Annotated in this window: 22 protein-coding genes; 12 read left to right on the plus strand and 10 right to left on the minus strand. The window is 71.7% G+C overall.

All coding sequences use genetic code 11. The annotated features are described in order from the left end of the window. The first annotated feature begins 132 nt into the window (after nucleotides 1-132). The 7 genes from I2501_RS16620 to I2501_RS16650 all read left to right on the plus strand — a co-directional run bounded on the left by I2501_RS16620 (nucleotide 133) and on the right by I2501_RS16650 (nucleotide 6,234). Nucleotides 133-1,050 carry an SPFH domain-containing protein gene (locus I2501_RS16620; protein ID WP_196194824.1) on the plus strand — a complete coding sequence of 306 codons (918 nt, stop codon included), beginning with the start codon at nucleotides 133-135 and terminating at the stop codon, nucleotides 1,048-1,050. A gap of 9 nt (nucleotides 1,051-1,059) precedes the next feature. Continuing rightward, nucleotides 1,060-1,332, plus strand: coding sequence for a hypothetical protein (locus tag I2501_RS16625; protein ID WP_196194825.1), 273 nt, complete (start codon nucleotides 1,060-1,062; stop codon nucleotides 1,330-1,332). 50 nt (nucleotides 1,333-1,382) lie between these two features. Next, complete coding sequence (locus I2501_RS16630; RefSeq protein WP_196194826.1) at nucleotides 1,383-2,342, plus strand: ABC transporter ATP-binding protein; 960 nt, start codon at nucleotides 1,383-1,385, stop codon at nucleotides 2,340-2,342. Further along, complete coding sequence (locus I2501_RS16635) at nucleotides 2,339-3,118, plus strand: ABC transporter permease subunit (protein WP_196194827.1); 780 nt, start codon at nucleotides 2,339-2,341, stop codon at nucleotides 3,116-3,118. The genes I2501_RS16630 and I2501_RS16635 overlap by 4 nt, the downstream gene beginning before the upstream one ends. Nucleotides 3,119-3,320: 202 nt before the next feature. Then, nucleotides 3,321-4,853 carry a serine hydrolase domain-containing protein gene (locus I2501_RS16640; protein ID WP_196194828.1) on the plus strand — a complete coding sequence of 511 codons (1,533 nt, stop codon included), beginning with the start codon at nucleotides 3,321-3,323 and terminating at the stop codon, nucleotides 4,851-4,853. A 138-nt stretch (nucleotides 4,854-4,991) separates the two neighbouring features. Next, a complete protein-coding gene (locus I2501_RS16645) occupies nucleotides 4,992-5,630 on the plus strand; it encodes an ATP-dependent Clp protease proteolytic subunit (RefSeq protein ID WP_196194829.1) in 639 nt (212 codons plus the stop codon). 1 nt (nucleotide 5,631) lies between these two features. Then, nucleotides 5,632-6,234: a ClpP family protease gene (locus tag I2501_RS16650; RefSeq protein WP_196194830.1), complete on the plus strand. Its 603-nt coding sequence runs from the start codon at nucleotides 5,632-5,634 to the stop codon at nucleotides 6,232-6,234. A 59-nt stretch (nucleotides 6,235-6,293) separates the two neighbouring features. On the opposite strand, the gene I2501_RS16655 is transcribed toward I2501_RS16650, so the two are convergent. Together I2501_RS16655 and I2501_RS16660 are read right to left on the minus strand one after the other, a co-directional pair. Beyond that, nucleotides 6,294-6,755 carry a helix-turn-helix domain-containing protein gene (locus tag I2501_RS16655; RefSeq protein ID WP_196194831.1) on the minus strand — a complete coding sequence of 154 codons (462 nt, stop codon included), beginning with the start codon at nucleotides 6,753-6,755 and terminating at the stop codon, nucleotides 6,294-6,296. A 104-nt stretch (nucleotides 6,756-6,859) separates the two neighbouring features. Beyond that, nucleotides 6,860-7,702, minus strand: coding sequence for a helix-turn-helix domain-containing protein (locus I2501_RS16660; RefSeq protein WP_196194832.1), 843 nt, complete (start codon nucleotides 7,700-7,702; stop codon nucleotides 6,860-6,862). Between the two features lie 114 nt (nucleotides 7,703-7,816). Between I2501_RS16660 and I2501_RS16665 the strand changes: the two genes are divergently transcribed. After that, nucleotides 7,817-8,449, plus strand: coding sequence for an NADPH-dependent FMN reductase (locus I2501_RS16665; RefSeq protein WP_196194833.1), 633 nt, complete (start codon nucleotides 7,817-7,819; stop codon nucleotides 8,447-8,449). 35 nt (nucleotides 8,450-8,484) lie between these two features. After that, nucleotides 8,485-9,453, plus strand: a complete 969-nt coding sequence (locus I2501_RS16670) for an aldo/keto reductase (protein WP_196194834.1) — start codon at nucleotides 8,485-8,487, stop codon at nucleotides 9,451-9,453. Between the two features lie 63 nt (nucleotides 9,454-9,516). On the opposite strand, the gene I2501_RS16675 is transcribed toward I2501_RS16670, so the two are convergent. From I2501_RS16675 to I2501_RS16695, 5 genes are all read right to left on the minus strand, one after another. Next, nucleotides 9,517-10,587, minus strand: coding sequence for a DUF3048 domain-containing protein (locus I2501_RS16675; RefSeq protein ID WP_196194835.1), 1,071 nt, complete (start codon nucleotides 10,585-10,587; stop codon nucleotides 9,517-9,519). Between the two features lie 51 nt (nucleotides 10,588-10,638). Next, nucleotides 10,639-11,538, minus strand: a complete 900-nt coding sequence (locus I2501_RS16680; RefSeq protein ID WP_196194836.1) for an ABC transporter permease — start codon at nucleotides 11,536-11,538, stop codon at nucleotides 10,639-10,641. Next, nucleotides 11,538-12,602 (minus strand): ATP-binding cassette domain-containing protein, encoded by a 1,065-nt coding sequence (locus I2501_RS16685; protein ID WP_196194837.1) that lies wholly within the window; start codon nucleotides 12,600-12,602, stop codon nucleotides 11,538-11,540. The genes I2501_RS16680 and I2501_RS16685 overlap by 1 nt, the downstream gene beginning before the upstream one ends. Before the next feature lie 137 nt (nucleotides 12,603-12,739). Then, nucleotides 12,740-12,928 (minus strand): hypothetical protein, encoded by a 189-nt coding sequence (locus tag I2501_RS16690; RefSeq protein ID WP_196194838.1) that lies wholly within the window; start codon nucleotides 12,926-12,928, stop codon nucleotides 12,740-12,742. 111 nt (nucleotides 12,929-13,039) lie between these two features. Next, a complete protein-coding gene (locus I2501_RS16695) occupies nucleotides 13,040-13,705 on the minus strand; it encodes a hypothetical protein (RefSeq protein WP_196194839.1) in 666 nt (221 codons plus the stop codon). A 93-nt stretch (nucleotides 13,706-13,798) separates the two neighbouring features. Here I2501_RS16695 and I2501_RS16700 point away from each other — a divergent pair, with 93 nt between their 5' ends. Together I2501_RS16700 and I2501_RS16705 are read left to right on the plus strand one after the other, a co-directional pair. After that, a complete protein-coding gene (locus tag I2501_RS16700; protein WP_196194840.1) occupies nucleotides 13,799-14,542 on the plus strand; it encodes a hotdog family protein in 744 nt (247 codons plus the stop codon). An 85-nt stretch (nucleotides 14,543-14,627) separates the two neighbouring features. Then, nucleotides 14,628-17,705 carry a polysaccharide lyase family 8 super-sandwich domain-containing protein gene (locus I2501_RS16705; protein ID WP_196194841.1) on the plus strand — a complete coding sequence of 1,026 codons (3,078 nt, stop codon included), beginning with the start codon at nucleotides 14,628-14,630 and terminating at the stop codon, nucleotides 17,703-17,705. Here I2501_RS16705 and I2501_RS16710 read toward each other — a convergent pair. The 3 genes from I2501_RS16710 to I2501_RS16720 all read right to left on the minus strand — a co-directional run bounded on the left by I2501_RS16710 (nucleotide 17,695) and on the right by I2501_RS16720 (nucleotide 20,697). Next, nucleotides 17,695-18,387: a glycerophosphodiester phosphodiesterase gene (locus I2501_RS16710; RefSeq protein ID WP_236046566.1), complete on the minus strand. Its 693-nt coding sequence runs from the start codon at nucleotides 18,385-18,387 to the stop codon at nucleotides 17,695-17,697. The two genes, I2501_RS16705 and I2501_RS16710, sit on opposite strands and share 11 nt — an antisense overlap. A gap of 2 nt (nucleotides 18,388-18,389) precedes the next feature. After that, nucleotides 18,390-19,151 (minus strand): uracil-DNA glycosylase, encoded by a 762-nt coding sequence (locus I2501_RS16715; RefSeq protein ID WP_196195037.1) that lies wholly within the window; start codon nucleotides 19,149-19,151, stop codon nucleotides 18,390-18,392. A 133-nt stretch (nucleotides 19,152-19,284) separates the two neighbouring features. After that, nucleotides 19,285-20,697 carry a polysaccharide lyase gene (locus I2501_RS16720; RefSeq protein ID WP_196194843.1) on the minus strand — a complete coding sequence of 471 codons (1,413 nt, stop codon included), beginning with the start codon at nucleotides 20,695-20,697 and terminating at the stop codon, nucleotides 19,285-19,287. A 382-nt stretch (nucleotides 20,698-21,079) separates the two neighbouring features. Between I2501_RS16720 and I2501_RS16725 the strand changes: the two genes are divergently transcribed. Then, nucleotides 21,080-22,477: a sugar porter family MFS transporter gene (locus I2501_RS16725; protein WP_196194844.1), complete on the plus strand. Its 1,398-nt coding sequence runs from the start codon at nucleotides 21,080-21,082 to the stop codon at nucleotides 22,475-22,477. Nucleotides 22,478-22,511 lie beyond the last annotated feature (34 nt).

The raw sequence follows: 22,511 nt of genomic DNA on the forward strand, positions 1-22,511 counted from the left end.
AGTATCGCCGTCGGTCCCAGGCTCCGGTGCGGTTGGGGTGCCGACCCGATGGGAAGAAAAGTGATATCTCTATCTACGCGACGGTGGTGCATCCCGCACCCGCGCGGGGAGGCGAGAGGCGAGGTGGCCGAGATGGACGCAGCCGGCAGGGGTACGACCGGGGGCAACGCACCTGTAGGCGGTGCACCCGTGGGCGTGGTGGAGCGGGAGGCGGCGAGCCTCCCCGGCGGTATCGGACTGGTCGTCGGCCTCGCCCTGATCGCGGGCGGGATCGCCCTGGTCAGCTCCGCCGGGAACGGGAGCCACGCCCCCGGCGCTGTGGTGCTCGTCCTCGGCGTGCTCGCGCTGGCCGGGCTCACCGCGGTCGCGCCCGGCCAGGCGCGGGTGGTGACCCTGTTCGGGCGCTACCTGGGCACAGTCCGCACCAACGGGCTGCGCTGGCTCAACCCGTTCACCAAGCGCCAGCGCGTCTCGACCCGGATCCGCAACCACGAAACCGAGACGCTGAAGGTCAACGACGCCGACGGCAACCCGATCGAGATGGCCGCGGTGGTCGTCTGGCAGATCGCCGACACCGCCCAGGCGGCCTTCGGCGTCGACGACGTGGTCGACTTCGTCTCCATCCAGACCGACACCGCCGTCCGACACATCGCGGGCAGCTTCCCGTACGACGCGCGCGGCGAGGCGCGGCTGTCGCTGCGCGAGAACGCCGAGGAGATCACCTCGCGGCTCTCCGCCGAGATCGCCGACCGGGTGGAGCGCGCGGGCGTGGTGGTGCTGGAGTCCCGGATCACCCGCCTCTCCTACGCACCCGAGATCGCCCAGGCGATGCTGCGCCGCCAGCAGGCGGACGCGATCGTGGCGGCGCGTCAGCGACTGGTCGAGGGCGCGGTCGGCATGGTGCGCAGCGCGCTGGACCAGCTGGCCGAGGAGGAGGTCGTCGAACTGGACGAGGAGCGCAAGGCGGTGATGGTGAGCAACCTGCTGGTGGTGCTCTGCAGCGACCACGCGACCCAGCCTGTGGTCAACACCGGCACCCTCTACCAGTAAGCGCCCGCCGTGAGCGAACGCAAGAGCATCCTGCTGCGGCTCGATCCCGCCGTCCACGACGCACTGGCGCGCTGGGCGGGCGACGAGCTGCGCAGCACCACGGCACAGATCGAACTGCTGCTGCGCAACGCGCTGTCCCAGGCCGGTCGGCTGCCCGGCAACGTCGGCAGCATGCCGCGCCGCGGCCGTCCGCCCAAGCGTCAACAGGCCGATGCGGCCGAGGGCGAGACAACCCAGACCTCGTCGGACCCGGACGCCAGGGCCGAGTCCGGCGAGGAATGAGGCCGGCGGGTCCATTGTCCGGGCCTCCTTAAAGTGATATCACTTTAAATGTGAGTACGACGCTGAAGACCACCTCACCCGCGCTGGCCGTCACGGGCCTGGCCAAGCGCTTCGGACCCCGCACGGCCTTCGCCGACCTGTCGTTCCAGGTCGACCAGGGCGAGGTGTTCGGATTCCTCGGCCCCAACGGAGCCGGCAAGACCACCACGGTCCGCACGCTCGGCACCCTGATCGCGCCGAGCGAGGGCAGTGCGACGGTCGCCGGGCTCCCGCTGACTCCGGAGAACGGGATCGAGATCCGCAAGCGGATCTCGCTCATGCCGGAGTCCCCCGGCCTCTACCTGCGGCTGACCGTCGCGGAGAACCTGCGGTTCTTCGCCGGGCTGCACGAGCTGACGGACGTCAAGGAGCGCATCGACCGGGCCCTGCGCGCGGTCAACCTCACGGACCGGGCCGACGACCCCTGCCGCAGCCTCTCCAAGGGCCTGCGGCAGCGGGTCGGCCTGGCCCGCGCGCTGCTCAACGACCCCTCCGTGCTCTTCCTCGACGAGCCCACCTCCGGCCTGGACCCGGTCTCGGCCCGCGAGGTGCACGAGCTGATCGACGGCCTGCGGCGACGCGGGGTGACCATCTTCCTGACCACCCACCGGCTGGCCGAGGCGGAACGGCTCTGCGACCGGGTCGCCATCCTCAACACCACGCTGCGCACCATCGGCCGCCCCGACGAGCTGCGCGACCAGCTGTTCAGCAAGACGCTCGGCATCCGCACGTCCCGGCCGCTGGCCGACCCGGCGGCGGTCTTCGACGGGCTTCCGGGCGTGGAGAGTTGGCAGACGGACGACAGCGGCGGCTACGTCCTGGCCGTCACCGACCCCGACCTGGCCGCGCCCGCCGCAACCCGCGCCCTGGTGGCCGCGGACGCGGACGTGCTGTCGCTGAGCCAGTCGCACCACTCGCTGGAGGACGTCTACCTCCAGCTGATCGACACCGACGGGGAGACCGCCTCATGAGCCTCATCCTGACGCGCCGCCAGGGCCCTGGCCGGACCGGTCCGATCAGCTGGCCCCGGGTCCGCGCGGTGGCCCGCAAGGAGGTGCAGGACTACCGGCGCAACCGCTTCATCGTGATCACCATGACGGTGATGCCGGTGATCTTCATGATCCTCCCGGTGATCGACATCTTCGCCCTGCCGTCGGACGTGGCAAGCTCGATGCTGACCAAGCGGGTCGGCCTGTCGCTGCTCTACATGCTGATCGCCCCGGCGGTGACCCCGGCGGCCATCTCCGCCTACTCGGTCGTCGGCGAACGCGAACAGGGCACCATGGAGCCGGTGTTGACCACGCCGCTGCGCACCGAGGAGTTCCTGATCGGCAAGGCGCTCGCGGCGCTGCTGCCGACGCTGGCGATCTCCTACGGGATCTTCGGCCTCTTCCTGCTGCTCGTCAAGGTGTTCGCGCACCCCAACGTGGCCACGGCCGTCTTCCAGGGACCGCTGCTGCTGGCCCAGGTGCTGTTCACGCCGCTGGTGGCGGGGTGGTCGATCTGGGCCGGGATCGCCATCTCGGCCAGGTCCAACGACGTGCGCGTCGCCCAGCAGCTCAGCACGCTGGCGAGCCTGCCGCCGGTGGCCATCACCTCGCTGTTCTCGTTCGGCGTGCTGACGCCGACCCTGCGGCTGGCGCTGATCATCGCGGCTGTGCTGCTGGTCGTCGACAGCCTGGGCTGGCGCGCCGTCTCCGCGTTGTTCGACCGGGAGCGCCTGGTCACCGGGAAGCGCGCGTCCTGACGCGTCGCCGTCGTCCGTGCCGTCGTCCGCCGGGTCGGCTCTCGCCTGCGCCCGGCGGACGAGGTATCGTCGGGTCGGCGGTGACCGGCCGCACCTGGGTTCGCGGGCAGGGCTCCAAGCTCACCGGATGCAGCACGCACATGCACAGGCATGTCTTTCCAGCCCGATGTCGCGAACCCGCGGGCGCCGAGGAAGGACTGCCATGTCGTCCGACACTTCCGCGTCGTCGCGCGCACTGCCCGACCGCCCGAACCTCCGCTTCCTCAAGCTGGAGGCCAAGCGCCGCCTCGCCGCAGGCGAGTTCCCGACGCTGCACGACGCCCAGCTGGCCGTCGCCCGCGAACACGGGATGCCCAGCTGGACCGCGCTCAAGGAGCACATCGCCGCACTGGACACCGCCGGCGTCGACGCCGATGCCGATGTCGATGCCGGTGTCGACCACCAGGCGCTGGCGCAGGTCCGCTGGGTGGTGGACCGCTTCCGCGGCGCCGACCGGCCCGGCTGGACCGCGCCCGACCGCGCCGAGCTGGGCGAGCACTTCGCTGACCACTTCCTGAGCATGGTCCCGCCCGAGCAGATCGCCGCCACCCTGGCCGGGCAGGCGGCGCGGCTGCGCGAGCCGCTGACCGTGCTGGGCTCCGCGCCGCAGGCCCTGCGCGCGGGGCTCGGCGACCTGCGCGTCGAGGCCGTGGCCGACCGGCTCCCGCCGCACCGCCTGGTCGGGCTGCGCGTCTACCCGGCGGGCCTGCGCGTGCGCGACCCCCGCGTCACCGAGCCGCCGACGTCCAGCGACGGGCCCGTGCCGGAGGAGGCAGCCGAGCTTGTCGCGGAGTCGCTCGCCGACGTCGGCCTCGTCGGACTGGTCGCGGCGGGCCCCTCTTGGTCCCAGGCGCGCGGCTGGGCCGATCTGGAGCAGGACGTCCCGCTCCGCCCCGACCACCGGTTCCCCGCCTACGCGATCACCAAGCTGATCACGGCAACGGCCGTGCTGCACCTGGTCGGTGAGGGCGCGCTGGCACTCGACGACCGGGTCGACGACCACCTGCGCACGCTTCGCCTTGCCGACAGCAAGGTGACGGTCCGTCAACTGCTGAGCCACACAGGCGGAGTGGACAACCCGGAGCAGGCGTTCGGCGAGCCGGTCACGGACGTGGGCGCGCTGCTCGGCCCGGTCGTGGGCTGCTCCGGCCCGCGCGGTGAATTCGCTTACAGCCACGGCGGGTTCGCGGTCCTCGGTGAGCTGGTCGCCCAGCTGACCGGACTCCCCTACGCCGAGGCGGCCGCCCGGCTGGTCCTCCGCCCGCTCGGGATGGACGCCTCCTCCTACCCGCTCGCGGTGCCCGAGGCCGACGCCGTCACCGGCTACCGGCTGGGCCAGGACGGGCAGTTCGAGCCGGTGGCGACGCCGCTGGCCACGCTTCAGGCGGCGGCCGGACTCTGGTCCACGGCGCCGGACCTGGTCCGCTTCGCCGCGGGCTGGCGCTCGTTGCTCCCCGACGAGCTCGCGGAGCAGGCGCTGACCCCGCAGGCGCCGCGCGACGACTCCGGCGCCGCGATCGGCCTGGGCTGGCTGCTGCACCTCACCCGTGACGCCGTCGGCCACGGGGGCGGCGGCGACGCCTCGGCGACCTCGCTGCTCGTCCGCCCGAGCACCGGACAGGTCGGCGTGGTCCACGCCAACCGCCAGATCCCGGCGGAGCCGCTCAACGCGAAGCTGCTGCGCATCACGGCCTGACGGATCGCCTGTTCCCGTCGCTCTGCCCGTGGCGAATCTGCGGCGGGCAGAGAAGCGTGATCCGGAGGTCTTCCGAGGTCAAGAGTGGAGTCGAGGGCATATCCCAGCCTCGACTCCACTCTTCGACGAGGAGACCCGATGACTCCACGCACCCTGCTCGCGCCCCGAGCGGAGGAGGGCGACACCGCGCCCAGCCGGTTCGACGACCACCTCGCGGCGCAGCTGCTCGCCCAGCGGATCGTGCTGCTCGGCACCCAGGTCGACGAGGTGTCGGCCAACCGGGTGTGCGCGCAGTTGCTGCTGCTGTCGGCGGAGGACCCGCGCACCGACATCAGCCTCTACATCAACAGCCCCGGCGGGTCGGTCACCGCGGGTCTCGCCATCTTCGACACCATGCGGCTCATCCCGAACGACGTCTCGACGCTGGCGATGGGAATGGCGGCCAGCATGGGCCAGTTCCTGCTGACCGTGGGCACGCCCGGCAAGCGGATGGCGCTGCCGAACGCGCGGATCATGATGCACCAGCCCTCCGCAGGCATCGGCGGCACCGCCGCGGACATCGAGATCCAGGCGGAGAACCTGGAGTTCACCAAGAAGGCCATCGAGCGGATCACCGCGCAGCACACCGGTCAGAGCGAGGAGACGATCTCGCGGGACGGCGACCGGGACCGCTGGTTCACCGCCGAACAGGCCAAGGAGTACGGAATGGTGGACCGGGTCGTGGAGTCGCTCGCCGACATCCGCCCGGCCACCTCGCGTCCACGGATGGGGTTGTGACATGGGGTCGTACACGGTTCCCTACGTCGTCGAGCGGACCGCGCAGGGCGAGCGCTCCTACGACGTCTTCAGCCGGCTGCTGAACGAGCGGATCATCTTCCTCGGCACCGAGATCGACGACGGCGTCGCCAACGTGGTCATCGCGCAGCTCCTGCACCTGGAGTCGGCCAACCACGAGCAGGAGATCTCGATCTACCTCAACTCGCCAGGCGGATCGTTCACTTCACTGATGGCGATCTACGACACCATGACGTTCGTGCAGGCGCCGATCTCCACGTTCTGCGTCGGCCAGGCGGCCTCGACGGCGGCGGTGCTGCTGGCCGGCGGGGATCCCGGGCGCCGGTTCGTGCTCCAGCACGCGCGGGTGCTGCTCGGCCAACCCGCCAGCGGCGGGCAGCAGGGGACGGTCTCCGACCTCAGCGTCGCGGCCAAGGAGATGGCCCGCATCCGCGCGCAGGTGGAGGAGGTCCTGGCCCGGCACACCCACCGCGACCCGGCCGCGCTGCGCGCGGACATGAACCGCGACAAGATCCTCACCGCCGAGGAGGCCGTCTCCTACGGCATCGCCGACGAGGTGCTGCGGCGGCGGGCTCCGTTCGCCTGACGGCGCCCGCGCCCGGGACCGCAGCCGGTACGACGAGGGGGGTACCGGCCGCGGTCCGGTCAGGCCGCGAGGCAGAGGCCGTCGTGGCGCGCCGTGGGCGAGGTGCGTCCGCGGTCCGGCCGGCCGTGGGCGTGTTGGGTGCGTCGGGCGTGCCGGGTCAGGTCGTCCTGGGCGAGCGAGAGCAGGTCGCCGAGGCCGAGCCCGAGGGCCCGGGCAGCCGCCGCGAGCACCTCGGAGGAGGCCTCCTTGCGACCGCGCTCCAGCTCCGACAGGTACGGCATCGAGATCCGGGCCGCCTCCGCGACGTCCTTCAGCGTCCGCTCCTGCGCGAGCCGCTCCCGCCGCAGCGCCCCGCCGACCACGTCCCGCCAGAGCGGCTCCTTCGGCACGGGCGTCTGTTGCACGGACGTCGGCTGCGCGGGCGCCTGCTGCAGGGGCGTCTCCGTCGCGGACGTCTGCCGCGCGGGAGCCTTCGGGCGCAGGGGGATGACGCGGGCCTCGTCCGACGCGTGAATGCTCATCCCTCCAGCGTAGGGATCCTGCCCACCGGGGGAAGGGAGCGGCGTTCTGCCCTGGGTGAAGTCCGGGTCACCGGGTCGGCGCTCCGGGTCTCCGGGGCATCGCGCTACGAGATCGCCCGCAGTCCGGGGCGCTGCTGCTGCCGCAGTGCGTCCACCGCCTCGGCCGTGCGCTCGTCGGCCGGGAGCAGCACCACCAGCTGCTGTTCGTCCTCCGCGAGTTCCAGCGTCTCGCGGAGGAAGCGCAATGCCGACCCGGAGGGGTGGTCGAGGCGGAGCGCGCCGCGCTGCGGCACGGTGTGCTGGTTCAGGCGGCGGGTGAACTCCGGCCCGGCCACCACCGCGAGCTCCGCCGCCAGGCGCTCGTGCTGCGCGACGTTCGGCCCGACCCAGAGGTCGAAGACCTGCTGGTCGGCGATGTCGTCCCAGTCGGCGAAGAGAGAGCGGGCGCGCGCGTCGGTGAAGACGTAACGGGTGAGGTTCGGGGCCTCGTCGTCGAGCAGGCCACTGCCGCCGAAGACCGTCTCGAACGTGCTGCTCACGGCGAGGATGTCACCCCACCGGTTGGCCACCATCGCGATGCCGTCCGGTTCGAGCAGCCTCAGTGTGCGCAGCACGGACGGGCGGACCTCGCGCGGCGCGCGAACGGGCAGGGCGGCGCGACCGGCGCACTCACTACCGCTGATCTTGGTCAGGTAGCGCAGATGGCTGCGCTCGGCGGTGTCCAGGCTCAGCCCGTCGGCGAGCGCGTTCACCACCGCCGGGGAGGGGTTGCGGTCCCGGCCCTGCTCGATCCGGGTCAGGTATTCGACGCTGATCCCGGCCCGCACGGCGAGATCGGAGCGGCGCAGGCCTGGCGACCGGCGGCGGCCGTGGTCCGGCAGTCCCAGCGTCTCGGGCTGGATGCTGTCCCGCTTGGTGCGGATGAAGTCCCCCAGAGGCGTTCCCATGCGAACCACCCTAGGCGAGACTGACCTGCGCGCGGGAGCGCTCAGGGTGGCCCTGCGGGGGCCAGCCTCCGCACGGTCTGGTTGCCGCCCGGCGGGGGCCCGAGGGTGGTGGCCATGGAGAACACCACGAACACCACAGACGCCGTGCAGTCCGCGCAGGCGGCCAACAAGCTCGTCATCGTCGTCGGCAGCGTGCGCGAGGGCCGGTTCGGTCCGACCGTCGCCTCCTGGGTCGCCGAACAGGCCCGGAACCACGGCGAGTTCGACGTCGACGTCGTCGATCTGGCGGACATCGACCTGCCGTTGGCGCTGCCGGCCACGCCGCCCAAGCTCGCCGGGGACGCCTATCCCCGGCCGGAGGGCATGCGACCGCTGACCGACGCCCTGGACGGCGCCGACGCCGTCGTCCTGGTCACCCCCGAGTACAACCACAGCTACCCGGCCTCGCTGAAGGCCGCCATCGACTGGCACTTCACCCAGTGGACCGCCAAGCCGGTCGCCTTCGTCAGCTACGGCGGCGGCGCGGGCGGACGGCACGCGGTGCTGCACCTGGAGAACGTGCTGACCGAACTGCACGCCGTCACCATCCGCGACGGGCTCGCCTTCCCGAACTACTTCACCTCCTGGGAGGACGGCCGCCCCGGCGACCCGGAGACCGAGACCTACGCGAAGATGCTGCTGAACCAACTCGCGTGGTGGGCCACGGCGCTGAAGACGGCCCGCGCCAACGCGCCCTACCCGGCGTGACGCAGAGAGGTACGGAGATGCAGAGAGGTACGGAGATGGAGTACACCACTCTCGGACAGACCGACCTGCGCGTCAGCCGGATCGCACTCGGGTGCATGGGCCTCGCCGATCCGACGCGCGGGGTCAACCCCTGGGCCCTGGACGAGGAGTCGGCCGCGCCGCTGTTCCGGCGAGCAGTCGAGCTGGGCATCACGCTGTGGGACACCGCGAACGTCTACGGCGGCGGCAGCTCCGAGGAGTTCGTCGGCCGCGCGATCCGCCGGTACACCCGGCGCGAGGACGTCGTCGTCGCCACCAAGGTGGGGCTGCCGATGGACGACAGCGCGGAGGGCTCAGGCCTGTCGCGCAAGGCGATCGTCCGGCAGGTCGACGGTTCGCTCGCCCGGCTGGGCACGGATTGGATCGACCTCTACCAGATCCACCGTTTTGATCCGCGCACTCCGATCGAGGAGACCATGGCGGCGCTGGACGAGGTGGTCCGGGCCGGGAAGGTCCGGTACGTCGGCGCCTCGTCCATGGCGGCACGGCAGTTCGCCGCGATGCAGCAGGTCGCGGCCGACCGGGGCGGGGCCCGGTTCGTGTCGATGCAGAGCCAGTACAGCCTGGTCCAGCGCGACGAGGAGCAGGCGATGTTCCCGCTCGTCGCGGCGCAGGGCGTGGTCGCGCTCCCCTGGTGCCCGCTGGCCAAGGGCAGGCTGGCCCGCCCGTACGGTGCGGTCACCGGCCGCTCGGCCAACGATCCGGCCGGGCAACGCTTCTACGCCGACGTCGAGCGCCCCGTGGTCGACGCGGTCGGGCGGATCGCCGCCGACCGAGGCCTGCCGATGGCCCAGGTCGCCCTGGCCTGGGTGCTGGGCAACCCGGTGGTGGCCGCGCCGATCATCGGTGCGACCCGTACCGGCCATCTCGACGACGCGGCGGCGGCGCTGACGGTCCGTCTGGACGCCGACGAGCGCGCCGCGTTGGAGAGTCCGTACGCGGTCGGTGTGCCGGCCGGGTACTGACGCTCCGTCACTGAACCCACCGTCACTGAACCCTCCGTCACTGACGCTCCGTCACAGAAGTGCTCAGCTGCCCTCCAGCACGATCCAGGTGCGTCCCGGGGCCAGTTCCATCTCCTTGCCGCCGACCGTGTACTGCGTCTGGGAGGTGTCGTTCGGCTTGGTCCACTGGCCGTGCCAGACCTTGCCGTCACGGTAGAAGTCGGCGCTGCCCTGGCCGCTGGTCTGGGAGAAGACCTCGTTGTCCGCGTGACCGGCGTTGTAGTCGGTGTACTTGCCCTGGACCACCTTGACGTGCTGGATGATGACGTTGACCGTGTTCGCCCGGCCCGCGTCGGTGGTGGTCACCGGATGGCCGTCGGCGGAGACCAGCCACTGGTTGCCCGAGGCCGTGAAGGTGAAGGACGCGGCGGGCATGCGGGCCGTGACCGAGCTCGCCGCCGCTCCTCCCGCCGGTTCCGCGCCGAAGCGGAGGCCGATGTCCTGGGCCTTGGCCAGGTTGGGGAAGGCGGCGAAGATCTGCGACGGCTGGATGAAGGTCGGCGCACTCCCGCCGTTGCTGAACAGGTTGGGGTTGTTGATCGGGTTGATCTCCTGGAGGTTGGCCCGCGCCAGGTCCGGCTTGAGCCCCGATATCGCGCCGGAGTAGGCCAGTCCGACATGCCCGAACGCCGCCAGCAGCGGGATGTCGGTCTGCCGGGCGCTGCGCACCGGGCCGACCTTGGGCGGCACGTGGTTGCTGTCGAAGACGACGAGGTAGCGGCTGAGGCCGCCCTCGACCTGGATCGCGTAGACCAGGTCCGCCGAGTTGAGTCCGGCCTGCTGGAACTGGGCCTGGCCGACGTTGTCGATCTTGACGGCCAGTACGTGGCCCTCCGGACCCTGCCCGGTGAGCGGGTTGTTGGGCGCCGGTGGCGCGCTGGTGGTGGGCGGAGGCGGCGGCTGGGTGGTCTTTGTCGGCGCGGGTTTGCCTCCGCCGCAGGCCGCGAGGCCGGCCCCGACGCCGACGGCCGCCAGGGCGGCGACCGCGGCGATAAAGGCCTGGCGTCGCCTGCCGCCATGTTGCCGCGTGCGGGTTCGTGAAGGGGCTCCCGAGGAGCCGTCCTGGTGCGGGTCGGGATTCGCCTGGTCCGTCATACACGCTCACCACCTGCGGGAGAGAGGGACAGGGAAGGAACGAGCAAAGCCTCACGACAGCACGCGGCGCCGGAAGTTGCGCAGCCCGAGTGCCAGGAACAGCGCACAGAAGCCCGTCAGCACGGGGTAGATCACCACCAGGGACATGTGCGACGCGTCGGTGAGCCCGGCCCGCATGCCCTCGGCAATGTAGATCAACGGGTTGACGAGCACCAGCACTTGGAGCCAGTGGAAGCCCCCGACGTGGACCGCGCCCAGCCGGGTCCACTGGTAGTAGGTGCCCCCGAGGAAGACCAGCGGCAGCACCACGAAGCCGAACATCAAGCCGATGTTGCGCGGCTCGAAGGTGGTTCCGAGCACGAGCCCGAGGGAGGTCATCGCCACGCACGACAGCGGGATCAGCGTCACCACCACCCACCAGTGCACGCTCAGATGCGCCGTCACACCCGGCGCGTGGACCACGGCCGCGATCGGGAAGACGATCAGCGCAGAGATCAGCGCCTGCGTCGCGCCGGACAGCACCCGGGCCAGCGCCACCAGCCAGATCGGGCAGGGCGCCTGCACCCGGTCCTCTATCTCGCGGGTGAAGCCGAACTCCTGGGACAGCTGGATGGCGACGGACTGGATGCCCTGGAACATGATGGAGATCGCCACAACGCCCGGCACCAGCACCGTCGCGAAATCCGACTCCCCCGCCCGTCCGCCGCCTCCGCCGACGCCCTGGCCGATGGCCGGGAACACGTAGAGGAAGACGAAGACCAGCAGCAACGGCTGCATGATGGTGCGCCCGACGAACTCGCCGAAGTTCTTGCGCAGCACGGTCAGGTCGCGGCGGATCAGCGCGCCGAGCGCGGTCCGGCTGGACGCGGCGGCGGAGCGGGTGGGCCGCAGCGCCACGGACGTGGCCGTGTCCGCCGGGGCCTGCACGGGGTGTGTCAGGTGAGCCGACATCAGTCCCGCAACTCCTTCCCGGTCAGCCGGATGAAGACGGTCTCCAGCGTGGTCTCGGCCACCGACAGGTCCGCGATCTGGAACCCCTCGGACTCGGCCGCCTCGAGGACGCGCGGCAGCAGCCGGTCGCCGCCGTCGACGTGGAGTTCGACGCGTCCGTCGGTGACCCGGGTGCGCACGACGCCCGCCACCGCGCGGGTCAGCAGCGCCGCCAGCGCCTCGCCGTCGTGGGGCGCGTCGGACTGGCCGTCGTGGCCCGTGTCGTGGTCGGTGTCGTGGTCGACGAGTTGGACGGTGACCTGGGTGTCCGCCTCGATGCCGCGCTTGAGCGCGGTCGGGGTGTCCAGGGCGAGGATCCGGCCGTGGTCGATGATGGCGACGCGGTCGCAGAGCCGGTCCGCCTCCTCCATGTTGTGGGTGGTCAGCAGGATCGTCTGGCCGTCGGCGATGAGCCCGGCCAACACCTCCCACAGCGCCAGACGGCTCTGGGGGTCGAGCCCGGCCGTCGGCTCGTCGAGGAAGAGCACGGCAGGGCGGTGCAGGATCGCGCGGGCCACCATCAGCCGCTGCGCCATGCCGCCGGAGAGGATGTGCACCGAGGCGTCCGCCTGCGCGGTGAGGTGGAACCGCTCCAGCAGCGCGTCGGCGGCGGCGCGGGCGCGGCGCGAGGGCAGGCCGAAGAGGAGGCCGTGGAAGTAGAGGTTCTCGCGCACCGTGAGCGACCGGTCCAGCGTGTTCTGCTGGGTGACCACCGAGATGACCTGCTTGGCCAGGGTGGGACGGGCGACCACGTCGATCCCGGCGACCTCGGCCCGGCCTGAGGTGGGGACGACGCGGGTGGTCAGCATGCCGACGGTGGTGGTCTTGCCCGCGCCGTTCGGGCCCAGCAGCCCGAAGAGTTCGCCCCGGCGGACCGCCAGGTCGATCCCGTCCACGGCGGGTGCCGTGGCCTTGGGGTAGACCTTGGTCAGGGCCGCGGCGCGGATGACCGTCTCCTCCGCCGTGTCCGCGTCCGCAGTCGCGGAGGCGGAGGCCGAGGAGTTCGGGATCCCGGGTGCAACCATGCCTCACCTCGCCACTGCGACGTGCAGGCCTGACCTGACCTTCCCAGGATGCTCCGAACGGGTTGCCACGGACAACCGGGCGGGTGAGCCGGGCGGGTGAACCGTGCCGATGCGGGCGCACGAGGGCGGCCTGCCGGTCAGTCGCGCGGACGTCCGCGCAGGCCCAGGACGAGCAGCGCCACGCCGCCGGCCACCAGCACGACGCCGAGCACCGTGTAGCCGGGACGCCCGGTCATCACCGAGCCGTGCAACGCGCCCACGCCCTGCGCGATCCAGACTCCGCCCAGCGCGATCAGCACCAGCCCGATGACCCTGGGGACCCACATGGTGTCCCACCTCCCGCCGCCGACGGCCCGAGCTCTCCCACCAGTACGCCCCGCCGCGCAGCGGCTCGTCAACAAGCCTGCGGACGGCGTCAAGCGCTCAGCGGCTCGCGCTCACGCAGTGCGACCGGTCAGCACCACGCCGCGTCCGGCGAAGAAGGGCTCCAACTCGGCGTGGGTCAGCCGGACGAACCGCTGCGACCGTCCGGCGAAGCCGGAGGGGTTGTGCAGGAACAGGGCATCGTCGTCGGCACCCGTTCCTGCGGCTGCCCCGCCCGCGCCGACGGCGAGGACCAGGTGTCCGCCTCGCTGCGGCGGCTGCCGCTCGGGCGTGCGGACCCACGGGTGGACCGAGAGCATGACCAGGCTGCCGCCCCGCACCAGCGAGGCGACCTCGCCGAGCGTCAACTCCGGGCGCACGTCCACCTGGAGCGGATGACGCGCGCTGGTGTGCGCGGCGAACGGCGCGTAGATCAGCCCGCCCAGCCCGCCGTCGTCCCGCTTCACGTAAGCACCGGCCCGCAGGTAGTCACCGGCCAGGTCCAGGGCGCGCGGCGGCCGCGTGCCGGTGACGTGGTGCAGCGCCATCCGCAGGCAGGCCATCCCGCACAGCCGCCGCGCCCACCAGGCGTACTCCTCGGGCGTCGCCGCGCCGGACGCCGCCCAGGCCGGGTCCTCGGCCGCGGACAGCCGACCGCCGATGATCGCCTCGACCAGCTCGGGCGACTCCCACTGGGCGTAGTACGGCACATCGTGCACGACGTCGGCTTGCGCGATCATGACTGCCGTTCTATCACGCGCTCTCCTCTGCTCCCGCCTGCTCCCAGCTGCTCTCCCGCGCTCCGACGCCCGCCCGCGTGCGAGGATCGGCGCATGTCGAACCCCGTCGAGTTGGTCGTCCCGTCCCTGTTCAACGGCCCGCCCACGTCCGCGAACGGCGGCTGGATCTCCGGCGCCCTGGCCCAGCACGTCGGCAACGCTGACACCGTCGTGGTGACGCTTCGTCAGCCACCGCCGCTGGAGCGGCCGATGACCGTCGTCCCGGTGCCGGACGGCCCGGACGCCGCCCCCGGCGGGGTGCGGCTGCTCGACGGTGAGCTGCTGGTCGGCGAGGCCGCCCCGGCGCAGCTGGCCGAACTGGGAACACCGCCTCCGGTCCCCTTCGACGTCGCCGAAGCGGCCCAGGCTGGCTTCCGCGGTCACAAGCACCACCCCTTCCCGACCTGCTTCGCCTGCGGCACCGGACGCGGCGACCTCGAGGGCCTGCACCTCTTCGCCGGCCCGGTCACCGACGAGCCCGGCGCGCTGCACGCCTGCACGTGGATCCCGCGCGCGACGCTCGCCGATCCCGGCGCGGCGCGGGTCCGGCCCGAGTTCGTCTGGGCCGCGCTGGACTGCCCGGGCGCGTGGACGGTGGATCTGGAGACCCGGGACGTGGTGCTCGGCCGGATCACCGCGCGGGTGGACGGCACGCCCGCGCCGGGCGAGGCATGCGTGATCACCTCGCGTTTGATCAGCCAGGACGGCCGCAAGTTCACCACCTGCACGGCGCTCTACGACAGCACGGGACGCCTGCTCGGCGAGGCGGAGAGCGTCTGGATCGAGCTGCGCCGGTAAGGAAACGCTGCGAATGATCGATCGACTGATCGTTTGAATGAAATTCGGTGAATCGATCCCAACTTATTGACGTCCGATCAAACGAGTGAGCACTATCCGTGGCATCCCCGATGCCACGGAGGCCCACGTGCGCCACTCCCCTGATCGCCGTCGCCCCTCCTTCGCCCTGCCGCCGCTCCCCGCGCTGACCCGACGCCGCCTGCTGCAACTCGGCGGCGTCGGGCTCGGCGCACTGGCGCTGCCGCTCGGCGCGGCCTCGTCCGTCGCCGCAGCGACCGACCCGTACGCCGCGCTGCGCTCCGCCTGGACCGGCTATCTCACCGGCGGTGTCACCGACACCTCCGGCTCCGTCTACGCCCCGGCTATCACCGGGCTCAACGCGGAGGCCGCCGCCTTCCTCGCCTCGATCCAGACCGGCTCGGGCCGGACCTCGCTCTGGTCCGACCTCCCGCTCGGCTCGGTCTCGGCCAACATGACCACCACCTTCTCCCGGCTCAAGACCCTGGCGCTGGCCTGGGCGATCCCAGGCACCGACTACACCGGCAGCGCCTCACTCGCCGCCACCGTCGCGTCGGCGCTCGACTTCATGACCTCCTCCGTCTACGCGCCGGGCATCACCCCGTACAACAACTGGTGGGACTGGCAGATCGGCTCCAGTCAGGCGCTGGAGGACATCGGCGTCCTGATGTACAGCCAGCTGACGTCCACTCAGGTCGCCGCCTGCTGCGCCGCCATCGACACCTACGTGTCCGACCCGACGAAGCAGCTGATCGTGCCGAGCAGTTCCACCACCTCGACCGGGGCCAACCGGCTCGACGAGTGCCGCGCGGTGATCGTGCGCGGCGCGCTCGGCTCCGACCCGACGGCCATCGCCACCGGCGTCGCCGATCTCTCCCCCGCGCTGCCGCTGGTGATGTACGGCGACGGTCTCTACGCCGACGGCTCCTACCAGCAGCACTCCGGGGTCGCCTACACCGGCACCTACGGCGAGATCTACTTCGCGGACGTGGTGGCGCTCGTGCTGCTGCTCCAGGGTTCGCAGTGGGCGATCACGGATCCGAACCTGGCCAACCTCTTCACCGGTGTCGCCGACGGCTTCGCGCCGATGGTCCACAACGGCCTGATGCTGGACTCGGTGCGCGGCCGGGCCGTCTCCCGCTTCAACGAGTCGGACGCCGACGACGGCTTCACCGCCGCGCTGACGCTGCTGCGCTACGCCGAGGCCACCACCGACGCCAACCTGGCCGCGACCTGGCGGGCGACGGCCAAGGGCTGGCTCCAGCGCAACACGGTCAGCACGATCGCCTCCACCACGCAGTCGATCGTCGACTACACCACCGGCCAGACGGTGACCACCTCCACCGCCGGGGTCGCGGGCATCGCCCTGGCGCAGAGCGTGCTCGCCGACTCCTCCGTCCCGGCCGCGCCGGAGCCGCAGACGCACCGTCAGTTCCCGGACATGGCACGGGCTGTGCACCGCCGTCCCGGGTGGGCGTACTCGTTGTCGCTCTGCTCGCGCGAGATCACCCGCTACGAGGTGATCAACGGCGAGAACCTGCACGGCTGGTTCACCGGGGACGGGATGGGCCAGCTCCATCTCGACACCGACGTGGCGCAGTTCAACGACGCCTACTGGGACACCGCCGACCTGTACCAGCTCCCCGGCACCACGGCCGACCAGGGCGCGCTGGCCAACTCCGCCGGGCAGAACACCAAGCCGAGCACCAGCTGGGTCGGCGGCTCGGTCCTGTCGGGCGACTACGGCACGGTGGGCATGCAGCTCCAGGCGGCGTCGACGAACCTGACGGCGGTCAAGTCCTGGTTCTGCCTGGACGATTCGGTGGTCTGTCTGGGTGCGGGCATCACCTCGACCAGCGGCAACCACGTGGTGACGACGGTCGAGAACCGCAACCTGCACACCGGCGGCAGCGCGACCCTCTCGGTCAACGGCAACTCCCAAGCCACCAGCCCCGGTTGGACCAGCACGGTGAGCGGGGTGCACTGGGCCAGCATCAGCGGCGTCGGCGGCTACTGCTTCCTGTGGCCGAGCGGGGCGAACAACGTCGTGCTCGCCGACTCCAGCCGCACCGGCAACTGGACGGACGTCAACGCCCTCGCGCCCACCACACTGGCGAGCGACACCCGCCCGTACCTCTCCGTCGCGCTCGACCACGGCGCGAGCCCCACCGGGGCGACCTACTCGTACGTCCTGCTGCCGACGTTCACCGAGGCGCAGACCGCCGCCTACGCCGCCGCGCCGCCGGTGTCGGTCCTCAGCAACACCCCGACCGTGCAGGCCGTCACGGACAGTGCGCTCGGCGTGACGATGGCCAACTTCTTCGCGGCGGGCACCGCCGGGCCGATCACGGTCGACGCGCCCGCGTCGGTGTCCATGCAGACCGCCACGCAGGCCGGCGGCGGGCAGCTCACCGTCGCCGTCTCCGACCCGAGCCGGGCCGCCGCGACCGTGCATGTCACCGTCGCCGCCTCCGGCTACACCTCGTTCGTCTCGGCCGACCCGACCGTCACCGTGCTCGCCGTCGGCGGCGGCACGGTCGAACTGCTGGTGGAGACCGGCGGCAGCCGCGGCGGCACGCACAGCGTCACGTTGGCCACCTCCGGCACCGCACTCACCCCCGCCAGTGGCAGCCTCCTGCCCGCGACCGCCGACACCTACGTCCGCGACGGCTCCTACGCGTCCACCAACTACGGCACGTCGACGACGTTGCAGGTCAAGAACGCCAACGCGAGCAACACCGGCTACGACAGGATCGCGCTGCTGAAGTTCGACACGACGGGCGTCAGCGGCACCGTCGCTCGGGCGGTGCTCTGGCTGAACGGCAGCGTCCAGGACTCGGGTGGCAACCAGACCACGCTCCAGGCCTTCGCCACCTCCGCCGACAGCTGGAGCGAGACCGGCACCACCTGGGACAACGCCCCGTCGCGGGGTACCGCGCTGGGCACCGGCGCGCTCTCCAGCACCGCGGACTGGGTCGGCCTCGACGTCACCAGCGCGGTCGCGGCCTCGCTGACCGGAGCGGGCGGAGACGGCACCGCATCCCTCGCCGTCTGGGAACCGACGGGCGTCACCGGTCTGGCCGTCGTGCTCAACTCCCGCGAGAACAGCGCCAATCCGCCGGTGCTGGAGGTGGTCACCCGCTGACGCGCGGGATGACCGTCCTGGCCGCCGCGGGGTCGTTGGTGATCAGCACGTCGACGCCCCGCTCGGCCAGGCGCGTCATCCGGGCCGGGCGGTCGACGGTCCAGACGCTGACTTGCAGGCCACGCCGGTGCGCGGCCCGGACGAGCGGGCGGGTGACCCGGTGCTGCTCGACGTTGAGGAACTCCGGGCGGATCCGGTCGAGGATCCGCCCGCCGGGCAGCAGCGGCGACTCCCAGCTCAGCGCGATCCGCGCCTCGGGCGCGGCCTCACGGATCAGGCCCAGCGCGGCCCGGTCGCCCGCGAAGACGACGGCGTCGAGTACGCCGAGCCCGCGCAGCAGCGCCAGCGCGGCCGTGCCCTCGGTCGGACCGGGGACGTCGACCATCACGACGGCACCCGACGAGCAGGCGAGCTCCACACCCTGACGCAGCGTCGGAACGCCTTCACCGTTCTCGCCGCCGTCCAATTGCGCCAACTCCTCGGCGTCCAGGGCCGCGACGGCACGTCGGTCGCCCCAGAGCCGCTCCAGCGTGGCGTCGTGGAGCAGCACGGGCGTACCGCAGCGGGCCACCCGCACGTCGACCTCGATCCAGTCGACGCCGAGCTCCAGCGCGGCCCGGAGCGAGGCCAGGGTGTTCTCGCGTGCCACGCGCGGTGCGCCCCGGTGCCCGACGACCAGCATGGTCACCCCGCCTCGCCCCGCGTCGCCGCACCCTCGGTGGCCACGGCGTGGGCGCGGGCGAGGACGTCGCGCAGCATCGCCGGGGTCAGCCGTCCGGTGAAGGTGTTCTGCTGGCTGACGTGGTAGCAGCCGAACACGGCAAGGCCCGGGCGATCCGGGTCGGCCGCCGCCAGGTCCACCCGGACGCCGTGCCCGAAGCGCGGCAGCGGACGCGGCAGCTGCCAACCCGCCTGTGCCAGCGCGGGCATGACGGCCTGCCAGCCGAACGCGCCGAGCACCACCAGCGACCGCAGCGTCGGCCGCATCAGCTCCAGTTCCCGTACCAACCACGGGCGGCAGGTGTCCCGCTCGGTCGGCGTGGGCTTGTTGTCCGGCGGCGCGCAGTGGACCGGCGCGGTGAAGCGGACGTCGTGCAGCCGCAGCCCGTCGTCGCGCCGCTCGGAGGTCGCCTGGTTGGCGAGGCCCAGCTCGTGCAGCGCGGCCACCAGGACGTCGCCGGAGCGGTCGCCGGTGAACATCCGCCCGGTCCGGTTGCCGCCGTGCGCGGCCGGGGCCAGGCCGACGAGCAGCATCGACGCGTCGTGCGGCCCGAAGCCCGGGACCGGGCGGGACCAGTAGTCCCAGTCGGCGAAGGAACGGCGCTTGACCCGCCCGACCTCCTCGCGCCAGGCGACCAGGCGCGGGCAGGCCCGGCAGTCGCTGACCAGGCCGTCGAGTGCCCCCAGGTCGCGGGCACCCGTGGCCTGCTCCTCGGGAGTCGGCACGGTCGGCACGGTGGCTCCAGGGCTGCCCAGTCAGAACGGGCGGAAGGGCGGACGGGCGTCACGGCCATCGTCGCACGGCCGCGTGCCCGCCCGCCTGATCTCAGTTCTTCAACGGCTCAGCCCTTCGACCGACTCAGTGCTGCACGCCGCTCGACAGCGAGAAGTCCGCGAAGTCCGCGTGCGTGGTCACCTTGGGACCCCAGCTGGTGTCGTGGCCGCCGTAGAAGGTGGAGAAGAAGACCCCACTGAACGGGATCGACCCGATCCCCGAGGCCGCACCGGAGAAGGACGCCGCCTGGTTGCCGTCCAGCCAGACCGTCACGTCGCCCGTGCTGCGGTTGACCAGCTGCTCCACGGTGTGCCAGTTACCGTCGGCGAGCCACTTCCAGTCGCCGACGCCGAGGTCCACGCCGTAGCCGGTGGGGCCGGAGTTGGTGGGCGTGTAGAGGTAGACCTCGCCGTTGTTCGGGGCGGCGCTGGTGCCGCGCCACATGTACCGCGTCGACCAGCCGTTTCCGTGGTTGCCGCCGGACTCCTGGCCGATCTGGCCGCCGTAGAGGCCGGGCAGCTTGCCCGCCTTGCCCCAGTCGTACCCGGACGGGAACTTGACGCTGTACTTGAGGTCGAGCGTGCTGCCGTTGGCAAGTGCGCTGCCGCCGCTCAGCGAGCTCAGCTGGGTGTAGAACTGGCCGCCGCCGGGGTTCGGGCAGTCGGTGCACGAGTTGGCCGAGGAGCCCGCGCCGTAGGTCACCTGGAGCGCGCTGCCGTCACCGGGCGCGGACGAGTCGGAGATCTCCTGGAGCTGCGCCTGCCCCCACGCGCCGGTGGAGGTCCAACCCCAGGCCGACTTCCACGCGCTGGAACCGTAGCCGGTGAACTGCCCCGTCCAGGCAGCCTGGTTGCCGCTGCCGGTCGAGGTCGCGGACGGGGTGGGCGACGGCGTCGCACTCGCCGAAGCGGAGGCCGAGGCAGAAGCGGAGGCGCTGGCCGACGCGCTCGCAGACGAGCTCGGCGTCCCGGTCGGGGTGCCCGCGCTGCCGAAGACCTCGAACTCGTCCACGGTGAAGCCGGCGTTGCCCGCGTAGTGCTCGCCGTAGATCTCGATCCAGCGGGTGCTGACCCCGCTGGGCAGGGCCACCGTCTCGGTGCCGCCGGTTCCGGCGGTGACGGCGGTCTGGGTGTGCCAGGTCGTGCCGTCCGGAGAGGTGCGGATCTTGAAGGAGGTGCCGTAGCCGCTCCCCCAGACCACGGTGACGTGGTCGACGGCCTGGGTCGAGCCGAGGTCGACCTTGAGCTCCTGCAGCGTCGCAGGGGCGCTCTGCCACGCCGTCGCGGTGTTGCAGTCGGTGGCGTTGCCCGGAGCGCTGCCGCTCGCCGTGGTGGTGGCCGTGGTCGCGGCGCCGCAGGCGAGGTCTCCGGGAACGGCAGCGGCCGACGAGGCGGACGAGGTGCCGGCTAAGGCGAGCGCGGCGGTCCCGCTCAACGCCACGGCGACCGCGCCGGCCAGGGTGAGGGGGACGAGTCGACGGGAACGATGGGAGGTCATCGGACTTCTGACTCCTTTTCATGGGGTCGGGCGCCCGGCCAACGGGCCTGGGCCGGTCCTGACGAAGCGTGGGAATCATCGTGGGCAGCGGGGCCGGGCAGGGGCAATCGTCAGAACGTCAAGGAATGGCAAAGTTGTTCGTCATTTCGATTGCAGTTCAGAATCGTGAACCGACATATGCCTAGCAAGAACCCTGACCGGAACATTCCGACGCCCCGCTGATCTCGAATGTGGACAGGACCCTTGACCACGCCCACTGACGGAGCTTCAATCCCCGAGCGGCACCCCGTCGCCACCACGCCACGGCCAACGGCCCGGACCGGTCCTGCGAAGCGCGCCACGACCATCCACCGGACCCCGCTCCGAGACGAGGCGATCCCGCATGACCCAGGCCACCGCGTCCGCATCCTCCCCACCGTCCCCCGGCCGAGGGACAGTCACCCGCAGAGTCAGCCCAACCACCCTCTACGTCTTCGGCGCACTGGGCGGCATCCTCTTCGGCTACGACCTCGGCGTCATCGCCGGGATCCTGGTCGTCATCTCCAAGGCCTGGAACCTGTCAGGCTTCGACAAGGGCGTGGTCACCGCCAGCCTCTCCGTCGGCGCGATGGTCGGCGCGGGCCTCGCCGCCCGGCTGACCAGCAGGGTCGGCCGCCGCCGGACCATCATGGTGGCGGGCGGCGTGGTCATCGTCGGCACCGTCGCCTGCGCGCTGGCCCCGGGCTACGGCGCGCTGGTCGGCTTCCGGACCGTGCTCGGCCTCGGCATCGGGCTCTCCTCGGCGACCGTGCCCACCTACCTCTCCGAGCTGGCGCCCGCCCGGATCCGCGGCGCGATGGGATCGCTCAACCAGATCTTCATCGTCAGCGGCATCCTGATCGCCTTCCTGGTGGACTACTGGCTGCAGCCGCACGCGCTGTGGCGGTGGATGTTCGCCGGCGCGCTGGTCCCGGCGCTGGTGCTGGTCATCGGCCTCACCTTCCTGCCGGAGACGCCGCGTTGGCTGCTCAACCTGGGCCGCGAGGACGAGGCCCGCGCCGTGCTGGCGAGCACGCACCCCGCCGACGAGATCGACGCCGAGCTCGCCTCGATCCGCCAGGTGATCCGCCTCGACAGCGAGCAGACCTACCGCATCCGTGACCTGTTGCAGCCCTGGGTGCGGCCGATGCTGCTGGTGGCACTGCTGCTGGCGGTCGGTCAGCAGTTCAGCGGCGTCAACGCGATCAACGCCTACTTCCCGACCATGCTGGTCTCGCTCGGCTTCACCGCCAACACCGCACTGCTCTCCGCCATCGTCCTGGGCGTCACCAAGCTGGCGTTCACCGCCTGGGTCGTCTTCGTGGTCGACCGCTGGGGGCGCAAGCCACTGCTGCTGATCGGCAACGTGGTCATGGTGGTCACCCTGGCACTCACCGGTTTTGTGGTGCTCAACGTCCACGACAAGGGCACCCTCGGCACGCTGACGGTCATTCTGCTCGTGCTCTACCTCGCCGGCTACGAGCTGGGCTGGGGCGCGGTGGTCTGGGTGATGATGTCCGAGGTCTTCCCGCTCAAGGCGCGCGGCGCGGGCATGGGCGTGGGCGCGGTCGTGCTCTGGGCGGCGACCGGACTGATCACCGCGATCTTCCCGATCATGTCGGACAACAACCATCTCGGCATCGGGAAGTCGATGTACGTCTTCGCGGCCATCAACCTGGTGCTGTTCCTGCTGGTCAAGCGGCTGGTGCCGGAGACCAAGGGCCGCAGCCTGGAGCAGATCGAACTGGGCCTGCGCGGCTGACGCCGGGCAGCGCGAAGGGGGACGGACCGTCACG

This window comes from Streptacidiphilus fuscans, from assembly GCF_015690355.1.
In the GTDB taxonomy this organism is placed as follows: Bacteria; Actinomycetota; Actinomycetes; order Streptomycetales; family Streptomycetaceae; genus Streptacidiphilus; species Streptacidiphilus fuscans.

What these genes read in the sequence shown, in the direction of transcription:
- I2501_RS16620 (WP_196194824.1), top strand. Translation starts at nt 133, where the DNA reads ATGGACGCAGCCGGCAGGGGTACGACCGGGGGCAACGCACCTGTAGGC.
- I2501_RS16635 (WP_196194827.1), top strand. Translation starts at nt 2,339, where the DNA reads ATGAGCCTCATCCTGACGCGCCGCCAGGGCCCTGGCCGGACCGGTCCG.
- I2501_RS16640 (WP_196194828.1), top strand. Translation starts at nt 3,321, where the DNA reads ATGTCGTCCGACACTTCCGCGTCGTCGCGCGCACTGCCCGACCGCCCG.
- I2501_RS16645 (WP_196194829.1), top strand. Translation starts at nt 4,992, where the DNA reads ATGACTCCACGCACCCTGCTCGCGCCCCGAGCGGAGGAGGGCGACACC.
- I2501_RS16650 (WP_196194830.1), top strand. Translation starts at nt 5,632, where the DNA reads ATGGGGTCGTACACGGTTCCCTACGTCGTCGAGCGGACCGCGCAGGGC.
- I2501_RS16655 (WP_196194831.1), bottom strand. Translation starts at nt 6,755, where the DNA reads ATGAGCATTCACGCGTCGGACGAGGCCCGCGTCATCCCCCTGCGCCCG.
- I2501_RS16660 (WP_196194832.1), bottom strand. Translation starts at nt 7,702, where the DNA reads ATGGGAACGCCTCTGGGGGACTTCATCCGCACCAAGCGGGACAGCATC.
- I2501_RS16665 (WP_196194833.1), top strand. Translation starts at nt 7,817, where the DNA reads ATGGAGAACACCACGAACACCACAGACGCCGTGCAGTCCGCGCAGGCG.
- I2501_RS16670 (WP_196194834.1), top strand. Translation starts at nt 8,485, where the DNA reads ATGGAGTACACCACTCTCGGACAGACCGACCTGCGCGTCAGCCGGATC.
- I2501_RS16675 (WP_196194835.1), bottom strand. Translation starts at nt 10,587, where the DNA reads ATGACGGACCAGGCGAATCCCGACCCGCACCAGGACGGCTCCTCGGGA.
- I2501_RS16680 (WP_196194836.1), bottom strand. Translation starts at nt 11,538, where the DNA reads ATGTCGGCTCACCTGACACACCCCGTGCAGGCCCCGGCGGACACGGCC.
- I2501_RS16685 (WP_196194837.1), bottom strand. Translation starts at nt 12,602, where the DNA reads ATGGTTGCACCCGGGATCCCGAACTCCTCGGCCTCCGCCTCCGCGACT.
- I2501_RS16690 (WP_196194838.1), bottom strand. Translation starts at nt 12,928, where the DNA reads ATGTGGGTCCCCAGGGTCATCGGGCTGGTGCTGATCGCGCTGGGCGGA.
- I2501_RS16695 (WP_196194839.1), bottom strand. Translation starts at nt 13,705, where the DNA reads ATGATCGCGCAAGCCGACGTCGTGCACGATGTGCCGTACTACGCCCAG.
- I2501_RS16700 (WP_196194840.1), top strand. Translation starts at nt 13,799, where the DNA reads ATGTCGAACCCCGTCGAGTTGGTCGTCCCGTCCCTGTTCAACGGCCCG.
- I2501_RS16710 (WP_236046566.1), bottom strand. Translation starts at nt 18,387, where the DNA reads ATGCTGGTCGTCGGGCACCGGGGCGCACCGCGCGTGGCACGCGAGAAC.
- I2501_RS16720 (WP_196194843.1), bottom strand. Translation starts at nt 20,697, where the DNA reads ATGACCTCCCATCGTTCCCGTCGACTCGTCCCCCTCACCCTGGCCGGC.
- I2501_RS16725 (WP_196194844.1), top strand. Translation starts at nt 21,080, where the DNA reads ATGACCCAGGCCACCGCGTCCGCATCCTCCCCACCGTCCCCCGGCCGA.